The 11,719-nt window shown below is 62.9% G+C and carries 9 protein-coding genes; 4 read left to right on the top strand and 5 right to left on the bottom strand.

Annotated features, from left to right (window positions below; translation table 11 throughout):
- The 3 genes from K0F85_RS20225 to K0F85_RS20215 all read left to right on the top strand — a co-directional run.
- Nucleotides 1-707, top strand: a 707-nt coding sequence (locus tag K0F85_RS20225) for an STM4013/SEN3800 family hydrolase (protein WP_219117729.1), incomplete at its 5' end; no start/stop codon positions are given.
- On the top strand, nt 704-2,083 hold the full coding sequence (locus tag K0F85_RS20220; RefSeq protein WP_219117728.1) for an STM4012 family radical SAM protein: 1,380 nt from the start codon (nt 704-706) through the stop codon (nt 2,081-2,083). The genes K0F85_RS20225 and K0F85_RS20220, both read left to right, overlap by 4 nt.
- Nucleotides 2,077-2,955 carry an STM4011 family radical SAM protein gene (locus K0F85_RS20215; protein WP_219117727.1) on the top strand — a complete coding sequence of 293 codons (879 nt, stop codon included), beginning with the start codon at nt 2,077-2,079 and terminating at the stop codon, nt 2,953-2,955. Before K0F85_RS20220 ends, K0F85_RS20215 begins: the two co-directional genes overlap by 7 nt.
- Nucleotides 2,956-3,007: 52 nt before the next feature.
- Here K0F85_RS20215 and K0F85_RS20210 read toward each other — a convergent pair whose 3' ends face one another.
- Complete coding sequence (locus K0F85_RS20210; protein ID WP_219117726.1) at nt 3,008-5,200, bottom strand: prolyl oligopeptidase family protein; 2,193 nt, start codon at nt 5,198-5,200, stop codon at nt 3,008-3,010.
- A 415-nt stretch (nt 5,201-5,615) separates the two neighbouring features.
- Here K0F85_RS20210 and K0F85_RS20205 point away from each other — a divergent pair, with 415 nt between their 5' ends.
- Entirely contained in the window at nt 5,616-7,403 is a 1,788-nt protein-coding gene (locus K0F85_RS20205) for a GGDEF domain-containing protein (protein WP_219117747.1), read from the top strand.
- A 79-nt stretch (nt 7,404-7,482) separates the two neighbouring features.
- On the opposite strand, the gene K0F85_RS20200 is transcribed toward K0F85_RS20205, so the two are convergent.
- From K0F85_RS20200 to K0F85_RS20185, 4 genes are all read right to left on the bottom strand, one after another.
- Nucleotides 7,483-7,959: a DUF4262 domain-containing protein gene (locus K0F85_RS20200; protein ID WP_219117725.1), complete on the bottom strand. Its 477-nt coding sequence runs from the start codon at nt 7,957-7,959 to the stop codon at nt 7,483-7,485.
- Nucleotides 7,960-8,082: 123 nt separating this feature from the next.
- Entirely contained in the window at nt 8,083-9,471 is a 1,389-nt protein-coding gene (locus K0F85_RS29140; RefSeq protein WP_219117724.1) for a tetratricopeptide repeat protein, read from the bottom strand.
- A gap of 176 nt (nt 9,472-9,647) precedes the next feature.
- The gene (locus tag K0F85_RS20190; RefSeq protein WP_219117723.1) at nt 9,648-10,277 is read right to left on the bottom strand and encodes a PolC-type DNA polymerase III; all 630 of its coding nucleotides are present in this window, start codon (nt 10,275-10,277) and stop codon (nt 9,648-9,650) included.
- A gap of 38 nt (nt 10,278-10,315) precedes the next feature.
- Nucleotides 10,316-11,566 (bottom strand): Hsp70 family protein, encoded by a 1,251-nt coding sequence (locus K0F85_RS20185; RefSeq protein ID WP_219117722.1) that lies wholly within the window; start codon nt 11,564-11,566, stop codon nt 10,316-10,318.
- Nucleotides 11,567-11,719 lie beyond the last annotated feature (153 nt).

The raw sequence follows: 11,719 nt of genomic DNA, 5'->3' as shown, positions 1-11,719 counted from the left end.
GGCGCTTGCTGCCACCGGGCGGCTGGGAACGGCGCCACTCGCCCGCCACGTTCACCTATGCGGCGCACCAAGCCTTCTTCGCGGGCTTTTTGCCCACGCCGGCAGCGCCGGGCCGCCATGCGCGCCTGTTCGCTTCCGCCTTCGCGGGCAGCGAAACGACCTCCAGGCACACGTTTGCGTTCGAAGAGGCCGACATCCCCGCCGCGCTGGCCGCGCGCGGCTACCGCACCATCTGCATCGGCGGCGTGGGCTTCTTTAATAAGCAAACGGCACTGGGTTCCGTGCTGCCGTCGCGGTTCCAGGAAAGTCACTGGAGCGCCGGCATGGGCGTGGCCAGCCGCCATTCAACCGAAAAACAGGTGGCGCTGGCCATAGCCCGTCTGGCAGACGGCAGGCAGCGCACCTTTTTATTCATCAACGTGGCCGCCCTGCACACGCCGAACCGCGCCTACCTGCCAGGCTGCCGCGCCGACTGCCTGGACAGCCATGCGGCGGCCCTGCGCTATGTGGATGGCGCGCTGGCGCCATTGTTTGCCGCCTGCGCCGCGCGCGCACCCACGTTTGCCATCGTCTGCTCGGATCACGGCAGCGCATATGGCGAAGATGGCTACCGCGGCCACAGAGTGGCCCATGACAGCGTGTGGAACGTGCCGTATGCGCACTTCTTCATCGCCCCCGATACACCTCCCAAGGAGTCCCCACCATGAACCCAGCCGATCCAGCGGCCACCCTGGCGCAGCGCATGCGCCACACGCCCTACCAGGCGTATTCCTACTCATATCCACACAAAGCAGCTTACCGCGCCTTGCCGCAAGCGGCGCCCCTCGCGCCGCTGTGGGCGCAGCAAGACCGCTCCGCCCTGTTCGCGTATATCCATATTCCGTTTTGCGAGATGCGCTGCGGCTTTTGCAACCTGTTCGCCATGGCCCGGCCCAGCGCCGACATGGTCGAGCGCTATGTGCAACAGGTGCTGGTGCAGATGCGCGCCCTGGCCGGCGCGCTGGGCGAACGGCGCTTTGCCCGCTTCGCGCTGGGCGGCGGCACGCCCACCTATCTGTCGCCGGCGCAGCTCGATACTCTGCTGTGCGGTGCGCGCGACATCCTCGGCATCGACTTGCAGCACACGCCGGCCGGCATCGAGGCGTCGCCCGAAACCATCACGGCTGAACGCCTGGCCGTGTGCCGCGCGCACGGCATCGACCGGGTCAGCCTGGGCATCCAGAGCTTTGCCGCCGGCGAGATGCGCGCGCTGGCCCGCCCGCAGCAAAACGCTACTGTCCAGCACGCTATCGGCCTGATACGCGCTGCAGGTTTCCCGACGCTGAACCTGGACCTGATCTACGGCATCGCCGGACAAACCGTCGCCAGCCTGCTGGCCTCCATCGACAGCGCGCTCGCCTTCCGGCCCGAGGAAATCTATCTGTATCCGCTCTACGTGCGCGAGCAGACGGGACTCGGCAAAGTGGCGCGCCGCCAGGGCGCGCAATCGCTGAACCCCATCATGCTGGCGCAGGATGGCGACAGCCGCCTGACCCTGTACGCGGCCGCGCGCGACCATTTGCGCGCCCAAGGCTACGAGCAAGTGTCCATGCGCATGTTCCGTGCGCCCCATGCGCCGGAACAGAACGGGCCTTCGTACTGCTGCCAGAATGATGGCATGGTGGGCCTGGGCGCGGGTGCCCGCTCCTACACCTCGCGCCTGCATTATTCGAGCGAGTATGCGGTGGCGCGCGTCGATACCATCAACATCATCGAGCAGTATCTGGCACTGGACGAGGCGCGTTTCGCGCAGGCCGAACATGGCCATGTACTGGACGGGGAGGAACAGCGCCGGCGCTACGTAATCCAGTCGCTGCTGACGGAACCGGGCCTGGACCGCGACGCCTACACGGCGCGCTTCGGCAGCCGCTGCGAAGAAGACTTGCCGCAACTGGCCGAGTTGCACGCCTTAGCCCTGGTGCAAGAGGATGGTCCGCTGCTGCGCCTGAATGCGCTGGGCTACGCCTACGCCGACACCATCGGCCCCTGGCTGGCGTCCGAGACGGTGCGCGCGCTGATGGCCGAAGGCGGCCAGGCGTGCTGACAACACAAGCGGACACCTTGTCCCTGCTGTACCGGGGCACGCTATCGAGCTGCAACTACGCCTGCGGCTACTGCCCGTTTGCCAAGCAGCGCGACAGCCGTGCCACGCTGGCCCGCGATGCGCGCGAAGTGGCGCGCTTTACAAGCTGGGTAGCGCGGCAAACGCGCCCCATCGCCATCCTGTTCACACCGTGGGGCGAAGCACTGGTGCGGCGCCACTACCGCACGGCGATGCAAACCCTGGCCAGCCTGCCGCAGGTGCGGCAAGTCGCGCTGCAAACGAATCTGTCCGGCCCCTTGGGCTGGCTGGAAAACATGGATGGACTGGAGAAAGTCGGCCTGTGGTGCACCTACCACCCGGACCAGACGACCTTGTCCCGCTTTCTGGAACGCTGCGCGCGCCTGGACGCCATGGGCGCGCGCTATTCGGTCGGCGTCGTCGCCATGACCGAGCACCTGGACGCCATCCGCGCCCTGCGCGCGGCCCTGCCGGCCCACGTCTACCTGTGGCTGAACGCCTACGACCGCCGTGGCCCCGGCTACTACCGTGTGGAAGACCTGGCCTGGCTCGACGCCATCGACCCGTGGTTCGCGCAAAACCGGCGTCCGTCTCCCTCGCGCGGCAAACCATGCCTGGCGGGCGAAGCGTCGCTGTCCGTCGATGGCGACGGCGAACTGACGCGCTGCCACTTCGTGCCCGAGCGGCTGGGCAATTTGTATGTGGATGAGCTAGCGGGCATGCTGCAGGAACGCCGCTGCCCGCGCTTCAAGTGCGACTGCTATATCGGCTATGCGCAGCGCAAGGATTTGCCGTTTCAGTCCACGTTTGAAAACGGCGTGCTGGCGCGCATCGCGCCTTTGCAACGGGCGTAAAAAAGCGCGGGCCAACCGCGCCCGCGCTTTTTACCTTGTAGCAACGACCAAGTTACTGCGCCGCCACTTTTGCCGGCTCAGTCGCCGTTACTGGCACCATCTTCAACGAGCGGCTGAGGAAGCCCCAGCGGTCCGCCACTTCCTCGATCTGCTTGGTCGTCGGCTTGCCGGCGCCATGGCCCGCCTTGCTGTCGATGCGGATCAGCACGGGCGCCGCGCCGCCTTGCGCTGCCTGGGCGGCGGCGGCGAACTTGAAGCTGTGCGCAGGCACGACGCGGTCGTCATGGTCGGCCGTCGTGATCATGGTGGCCGGATAGCAGCCGCCCGCCTTCAGGTTGTGCAGGGGCGAGTATTTCACCAATGCCTTGAACTGCTCGGCGTCGTCCGACGAACCGTAGTCAGGCACCCAGCCCCAGCCCACGGTGAACTTGTGGAAACGCAACATGTCGAGCACGCCCACTTGCGGGATGGCTGCAGCAAACAGGTCGGGACGCTGCGTCATGGCCGCACCGACCAGCAGGCCGCCATTGCTGCCGCCGCCAATCGCCAGCTTGGATGGCGAGGTGACCTTGTTGTCCACCAGCCACTGCGCCGCACCAATAAAATCGTCGAACACGTTTTGCTTGTTCAGCTTGGTACCAGCCTGGTGCCAGGCTTCGCCGTACTCGCCGCCCCCGCGCAGGTTGGCCATCACATAGACGCCGCCCATTTCCACCCAGGCAAGATTGGCCACGGAGAAGCTTGGGGTCAGCGAAATATTGAAGCCGCCATAGCCGTACAGATAGGTCGGGTTGGAGCCATCGAGCTTCATGCCTTTTTTCGAGACGATGAACATCGGCACCCTGGTACCGTCGCGGCTGGTGAAGAATTGCTGGCGCGTTTCAAAGGCGTTCGGATCGAAATCGACCTTCGGCTGGCGGTAAACCGTGCTCTTGCCCGATGTCATGTCGTAGCGGTAGATGGTCGCTGGCGTCGTGAAACTGGTGAATGAGTAGAACGTTTCCGTATCGCCACGCTTGCCGGCAAAGCCGCCGGCCGAACCGATACCGGGCAAGGCCACTTCGCGCACCAGCTTGCCGTTCAGGTCGACGATCTTGATCTGCGTTTGCGCATCCTTGAGGTAGTCGAGCACCAGTTGGTTGTTGATCAGGTTGACGGCGACCAGGGTTTCCGCGCTTTGCGGCACGATTTCCTTCCAGTCGGCAGGCGCAGGTTTACGCGTATCGATGGCGATCACGCGCGATTTCGGCGCCTTATTATCCGTCTTGAAGAAGAACACGGGGCCGTCATTGTCGATGAACGAGTACGAGGCATCGAAAGCTTCCAGCAAGCCCACGACCTTGGCGTTCTTCTGGCGCAAGTCCTTATAGAAAACGCGGTTCTTGCGCTCCGTGCCCTGCGTGGCCGTGATGATCAGATAATTGCCATCATCACTGACGGTGCTGCCGCCAAACGCCCATTCCTTCTGGTCGGGACGGTCAAAGACGAGTACGTCGTCGCTTTGCGGCGTGCCGATCTTATGGAAATACAATTTCTGGAAGTAATTGATATCGGCCAGCTTGGTTGCCTCGTTCGGCGCGTCATAGCGGCTGTAGAAGAAACCCTTGTTATCCTTGGTCCACGAGGCGCCCGAGAACTTGGCCCACTTGATGTGATCCGTCAAATCCTTGCCCGATTCGATATCGCGCACTTTCCACTCATTCCAGTCGGAACCGGAAGCGGACGTGGCATACGCCAGGTACTTGCCATTCGGGCTGATCGAGGTGCCGGCCAGCGCCACCGTGCCATCGCTCGACAGGGTGTTCGGGTCCAGCAGCAGACGGGGCTCGTCCGTCAGTTTTTTCACCGTGTACAGCACGGCCTGGTTTTGCAAGCCATCGTTGCGGCTGTAGAAATAACGGCCACCCTGCTTCGTTGGCGTAGAGAAACGCTCATAGTTCCACAGCTTGGTCAGGCGCTGCTTGATCGCGGCGCGCTCCGGAATGGTGCCCAGATAAGACTGCGTCAGCTTGTTTTGCGCCGCGACCCACTCGCCCGTTTCTGCGCTGTTGGCGTCTTCCAGCCAGCGATAAGGGTCAAAGATGGTGGTGCCGAAATAGCTGTCTTGCTGGTCGACTTTTTTGCTGACAGGATACGTCACGGGGGCGCCGTCGCCGGCCGGGCATGCTGGTGCGGACTGTGCCATGGCATTGCCACCGAAAGCGGCCAGCAAGCTGAATATGAGGGTTGCACTACGTAATTGCATGGGTTGTTTGTCTCATTGTTGGATGTCGAGGAAAGCAGGCCGCTCAAACATGCGCTGCGGCTGCCCAGTTGACTTTCGCCAAGAGAAATCATAGCGCGGATTGCCACTTTTAAAGCACAGTTATCCGCTGAATTTGCCGTCTTTTGTTTGGACAATTCTCAGGAAACGCCGTGGTAAATCGCGTTTTTGGGAAGAATTGGCAAACTGACGGCTAGGCAGGAACTATGCTCAAAAGCGCATACGTTTCATCAAGCCGTCATAAATCTTCTTTACCATGGGCAACATGTTCATGGCCCGTCCAGAGGCCGTGCCGCCAGATCCCCCTATGCACACTCTCGCCCTCCCTTCCGCCATCGCCGCGCCGCCCGGCGCGATGCCATCGAATGTGGCTTATCTGAATCCGCCCTCGGCACCCATGAGCGTGGAAGGGACGGATGCCTTGCACGATATCCTGGCGGGCCGCAAACTGAGCGCCCTGTTCCAGCCCATCATCCACATGCACAGCGGCGAGATCATCGGCTACGAAGGCTTGATACGGGGGCCGTCCGACAGCCCCCTGCACGCGCCGATGAATCTGTTCAAGGTGGCGCGCGCGCATGACCTGACCCTGGAAGTGGAACACCTGTGCCGGCAAGTGGTACTGGAACGCTTTGCCGAACTGCAGTTGCCGGGCAAGCTGTTTCTCAATGTCAGCCCGGAATGCCTGCTGCTGCGCAATGCCCGCCATGGCGAAACGCTGGAATACATCGAGCAGATCGGCATCAATCCGGACCGTGTCATCATCGAGCTGACGGAAAACCAGCCCACCTATGACTACGAGCTGATGCGCGAAGCGGTGCTGCACTACCGCAACATGGGCTTCCAGATCGCCATCGATGACCTGGGTGAAGGTTTTTCCAGCCTGCGCCTGTGGTCCGAGCTGCGCCCCGAGTACGTGAAGATCGACATGCATTTCATCCAGGGCATCAATCATGACCCCGTGAAACTGCAGTTCGTGCGCTCGATCCAGGAAATCGCGGAAAAATCGGGCACCCTGGTGATCGCCGAAGGCATCGAGGCACAGACGGAATTGCTGGTATTGCGCGACCTGGGCGTGGCCTACGGCCAGGGCTATCACCTGGGACGGCCCAATGCGGTGCCGGCGCGGGCCCTGCCGGCCGAAGTGGTGCAGGCCCTGGGGCGCAATGGCGTGGCCGTGTATCCGCAGCGCAGTAGCCTGGAAAAGAATGGCGCCAGCATCCGCAAGCTGCTGCACCGGGTGGCGGCCGTTTCGCCCGAAAAAAACAATAACGAGGTGTACGACATCTTCCTGAAGGAACCGAAGCTGATGATCATCCCCGTCGTCGATGATGGCGTACCGCTGGGCCTGATCAGCCGCTTTGAAATGATCGACCATTTCGCCCGCCCCTACCAGCGCGAACTGTACGGCAAGAAATCGTGCACCTTGTTCATGGATGCCACGCCCCTCATTGCCGACCACGAGACGAGCTTGCAGGAACTCAGCTACACCATGGTGCAGTCCGACGCCCACCACTTGTTCAACGGCTTCATCATTACCGAACACGGCCGCTATCTGGGCATGGGCACGGGCCACGACCTGATGCGCGAAATCACGCAGATGCAGATCAATGCGGCCCGTTACGCCAATCCGCTGACGCAACTGCCTGGCAACGTGCCCATCAACGAACATATCGACCGCTTGCTGCACAGCGCCACCCGCTTCTGGGTCTGCTACTGCGACCTCGACCACTTCAAGCCCTTCAACGATGTGTACGGCTACCGCAAGGGCGACGACGTGATCCAGCTGACGGGGGAAATCCTCAGCGGCCATTGCGACCCGAACCGCGACTTTATCGGCCACATCGGCGGTGACGATTTCATGATCCTGTTCCAGAGCGAAGACTGGGAAACGCGCTGCCAGGCCATGCTGGAGCGCTTTGCCGCCGCCATCCTCGCCTATTACAGCACGGGCGACTGCGAACGGGGCGGCTACATCAGCGAAGACCGGCAGGGCAAGAAAGTGTTTTATTCGCTGATCAGCCTATCGCTGGGCGTCATCAAGGTCGAGGCGCACCAGTACTACACGCACCATCAGATTGCCACGCAGGCGGCCGAAGCGAAAAAGCAGGCGAAGAAAATCCACGGCAACAGCCTGTTCCTGGACCGGCGCCAGGGCACGGGCGCGGCGCGCATGGATGCCTAGTCAAGACGGGCAAAGAGGAGCGGCTCGCACACGCACGGGCCTGCAGTACTGGCGACAATGCTGACGGACGTGTCTGCCGTCATGCCGCCAGCGGTGCCGGCCCCAGCAGGGGTTGGCTATCCATATACTGCGTGCTGGCTTGCGCCTGCCACGGGAAGTGGCCGTCGCGCGACGGCCAGACGATCTGGTACAGCGTAAAATCATCGCCCTGGTAATACCAGCGCGCATAACCGACATAATTGCGGTATTGCTCGACGGGTACACGCACGAAGGCGCAAAGATGGCCTTCCAGCAAGACGTTGGTGGTGGCCGTGAAATCCGTGATGGCGCCGCTGCGCACGGCGTCGAGCGCCACATCAAGTATCTGATGGGCCATGGCGCGAGGTAAGCCCATGATGAGAAATTCAGGCTGGCCGAAGCTGTGGCCGGCACCGATGGTGAAGGCATAACCAGGGCCTTCTTCATCAGCACTGATATGGACGCCATGCCAGCCATGCGTGGCAATGTCGTCGATCACTTTTTGCTCGGATGCATCCTCGCCTGCCTGCCGTACCATGGTCCACCTTTCACTGTGCCAAACACCCGTGCCACATGCCCGCATTGCTTTATTGCCTGCGCGACATGCCCTTCGGCAATTATCGCATGCGGCGCGCGACCGCGCGCGCACGGTGGCCGCGCCTCAGTCGCGCGGCGCCAGTGGCCGGTAGCGCACCTGCTGCCATTGCAGCATGCGCTGGCGCGCCTCTTGCAGCTGTACCGGCGCCAGCCTGGCAGCAGCCGTTTGACAAGCCCTGGCCGCTCCGCTATCGCCGCCCTCGGCCGCCAGCGCCAGCCACATATAGGCGCAAACGGGATCTTCCTCCACGCCACGCCCGCTGTTGTACATGCCGCCCAGGTTGTATTGCGCCAGCGCATGGCCCTGGCCGGCCGCGCACGCATACCATTGCACGGCCAGGCCATCGTCTTGCGGCACGCCATGGCCATTCGCATACATGACGCCCAGGTTGTTCTGCGCGCTGGCATCGCCCTGCTCGGCTGCCATGCGGTACCAGCGCACGGCGCAGATTTCGTCGCGCTCCACGCCCTGTCCATTGGCATACATCACGCCCAGATTGAACTGCGCATTCGACGCGCCCTGGGCCGCCGCCCTGGCATACCAGTCCAGCGCCTGGCACCAGTCGCGGGCGACGCCGCGCCCGCCCGCAAACATGCCACCCAGATGATATTGCGCCATGCAATGGCCTTGCATCGCGGCTCGCCGGTACCAGGCGACGGCGCGCGTCTCGTCCTTGTCCACGCCCTGGCCGCGCGCCAACCTCAGGCCCAGGTTGAACTGCGCGTCGGCATCATCCTGCTCGGCCGCCCGCTGCAGCCAGGCGTAGGCACGCAACTGGTCGGGTACCACGCCCAGACCTTCCGCATACGCCACGCCGAGTTGCCGCTGCGCCACGGCCAAGCCCTGGGCTGCCGCCTGGCGGAACCAGGCCAGCGCCTGCGCATCGCTTTGCGCCACGCCCTGACCCCGTTGGTAGACGAGTCCCAGGTTCAACTGCGCCTGCGCATCGCCCTGCAAGGCGGCCTTGCGGAACCAGGCCAGCGCCAGCGCATCGTTCTTTTTCGCGCCCAGCCCCTGCGCATACGCTACACCGAGCAGTGACTGCGCGCTCGCCACGCCCTGCTCGGAGGCGCGGTAAAACCAGGCCAGGGCCAGTTCATCGCTCTGCAGCACGCCGCGTCCCTTGCGGTACATCTGCCCCAGGTTTTGCTGTGCCGATGCATCGCCCTGGGCGGCCGCGCGGCGAAACCACAGCACGGCGTCTGCATCGCTCTGCGCCACGCCGCGGCCGTGGTAATACAGGGCGCCCAGATGATTCTGCGCGTAGGCCAGCCCTTGCAGCGCGGCCAGGCGCAGCCAGACAAAGGCGCGCGCGTCGTCCTGCGCCACGCCTTCCCCTTTTTTGTACATCAATCCCAGGTTGAACTGGGCGTAGGCATTGCCCTGCTCGGCAGCCGTGCGGAACCAGATATACGCCTGATGGCTATCTCTGGCAGTATGGTGCTTGTCCATGTGCGCCCCCATCCACATCGCGCTTGCCGGCAGCACGCGCAAAACGGCGGCCCAGGGCGGCGAAATCGTGTGTTGCTTAAATTGTAAATTCGATGTGGTGGATGGAATTGATCAGGCTCAAACAAAATAACATAATTATATTATTTTGATGCGTCCAGTTTGATGCGAAACGGCGTTCAGCGGCGCGATGGGTGCTTTTGCAGGAATTGCGGCACCTTGGCGGCAGCCAGCTTGTTCAGCGACACCAGCAGGTCCGCGTCGACATCGGCGATGCCATAGCTGCTGCGCAAATGGCGGCCGATATGGATCAGTACTTGCGCCGCCACTTCCGCATCGGACTCGGCCCTGTGGGCGGCACTCTTGAAGGCGATGCCCAGTTGGCTGGACAGCAAGCCCAGCTTGTAGCTGGCCAGGCCGGGAAACACGCGGCGCGACAGTTTCAAGGAGCACACGAGCGACTGGTGCGCGGGCGCCAGGTCCAGCCTGGCGCTTTCCGCGCGCAGGAACTTCTCATCGAAGCTGGCATTGTGCGCCGACAAGGCATCGCTGCCGATGAAGTCCAGCAACTGCGGCACCACCTCGGCCACGGGCGGCGCCTTGTCCACCATGGCCTGCGTGATGCCCGTCAAGCCCGTGATGAACGCGGGAATGCGCGCATTGCAGTTGATCAGTGTCACATAGCGGTCGGTGATTTGCCCGCCCTCGATGCGCAAGGCCGCCACTTCGGTGATGCGGTCGCCCATGTCGGGTGACAGTCCGGTCGTCTCGAAGTCGATCATGACGATCGGTTTGTCAAACACATTCATGAAGTAAGGCTCTTTCTGCAATGCTGCGGTGGGCCAGCTTAGCCGAACTTGCGCACCGCGTCCAGCGCCAGTCCGGCACCGATACTGCCGAACAGGTCGCCTTCAACCTTGCGCGCGGCCGGCACCAGGGCGGCGATTTTTTCACGCAGCAGGCGCACGCCGCTCGATCCGCCCGTGAAGAACACGGTATCGACGGCTTCCGGCGCCACGCCCGCGTCGCGCAGCAGGCGCAGCACGGTTTCCTCCACGGAACCACACAGATGGCCGATGGCTTCGTCGAACTGCGTGCGTTTCAGCAACAGGCTTTGCGCGGGCGACAGGCGATCGAGCTCCAGTTGCACTTCAGCCGCGTCGGACAGGGCAATCTTGCCCTCTTCCACTTTCATGGCCAGCCAGTGGCCGGCACGCTCGTCGATCAGCTTTTGCAAGCGCCCCATCTTGTCTTGCTCACGCGCATCGCGGCACACGTCGGCCAGCTGCACCCAGATCTTCTTGGTGTAGGCCAGGTTGATGGTGTGCCAGGTCGCCAGGTTGAAGTAATAGCTGGACGGCACTTCGCTATTGTTATGCAGGCGGCTGCCATAGCCGAGCAGGGGCATGACGGAAGACAGGCTCAAGTATTTATCGAAGTCCGTGCCGCCGATGTGCACACCGCCGGTGGCGAGGATATCGTCGCGCCGCTCAGCCTTCTTTGCCCGCTCCGGCGACAGGCGCACCAGCGAAAAGTCGGAAGTACCGCCGCCGATGTCGGCAATCAGCACCAGCTCTTCCTTGGCTATCTGCGACTCGTAGTCGAACGCGGCGGCAATCGGCTCGAACTGGAAGGCGACGTCCTTGAAGCCGACGGAGCGCGCCACTTCGGCCAGCGTATCTTGCGCCAGCTGGTCGGCTTGCGCATTGTCGTCGATAAAGAAGACGGGACGGCCGAACACGGCGGACGAGAATTCGCGGCCGGCGGACTGCTCGGCGCGGCGCTTCACTTCGCCGATGAATTGCGCCAGCAACAGGCGAAATGGCAAGGCGCGCCCGCCCACTTCCGTCTGGCCGTCGATGAGACTGGTGCCCAGCAAGCTTTTCAGCGAGCGCATCAAGCGCCCCTCGTAGCCGGCCAGATAGCCGGCCAGCGCCGCGCGGCCAAAACTGACTTCCTCATCTTCCGCATTGAAGAAGACAACGGACGGTAAGGTCGTCTTGCCATCTTCCAGGCCGAGCATGGTGCTCTGCCCGGGACGCGCCCAGCCTACCGTGGAATTTGACGTGCCGAAATCGACGCCGCAAGCATTGGCCATGTCGACCCTTCCCTGAATAAAGGGGCATTATGTTATCAGAACGGGCGCCATTACACCAGAAAAATACTGCCGTCGCGGCCAAGGCAGCAAGCTTGCTCCGCATCAAGTACCCGCCCCGCGCAAAAGCTATGCAGCGGCGCCTGGGACAGGCTC

Origin of the sequence: Janthinobacterium sp. UMAB-56 (genome assembly GCF_900095265.1) — a bacterium.
Classification (GTDB): domain Bacteria; phylum Pseudomonadota; class Gammaproteobacteria; order Burkholderiales; family Burkholderiaceae_D; genus Janthinobacterium.
This window is presented reverse-complemented; position numbering and strand designations above follow the sequence as displayed.